The 531-nt window shown below is 45.0% G+C and carries 1 protein-coding gene; it reads left to right on the top strand.

The window, feature by feature from the left end:
• The coding region (locus WBG21_RS11240) for a hypothetical protein (protein ID WP_340077932.1) at positions 1-531 on the top strand (531 nt) is incomplete at both ends.

Below are 531 nucleotides of genomic sequence, written 5' to 3'. Positions count from 1 at the left end.
GTGTATTGAATGCAACGAATGTAGAGGCCAATGTGCTCTTAGACCCGGACGATACTGTTATTATAATAAACGATAATGTATCAGTAAGGGCAACAGACCAAGGCGTTCCAAGTATAAACGTAACCAATGTTGGTGGTGGTGCACAGATTCCCAATATAAGGCTTCCTAAAACAGATGGTACAGGAAGCACTGTATTTGGTCAACAGGGAATGTCAGGTGCTTCTGGTGATTTTTCGAACCTTGCTATCCCAGGGGATTTTGTGATTCGAAACTTTACTTTGGAAGGAAATACAGCATATATGGGTGATATTATTATAGCGGCACAAGCCGGTGATGGCACTCCTACCTCTACAGGGGGGGATATTGTTTTTGCTACCGGAGTATCGGGCGCAAAAAGTGATAGGGTTCGGATGCGTATCCGGAACGATGGTTGGGTAGGAATAGGAAATTTAATAGGCCCGTTTGGAACTGAGCTCCTCCGGGTAGGTGGAAGTATTCGAACCGCAACCCAAACAGTCGCTGATTATGTGT

Origin of the sequence: Leptobacterium meishanense, assembly GCF_037645805.1 — a bacterium.
GTDB lineage: Bacteria > Bacteroidota > Bacteroidia > Flavobacteriales > Flavobacteriaceae > Leptobacterium_A > Leptobacterium_A meishanense.
This window is presented reverse-complemented; position numbering and strand designations above follow the sequence as displayed.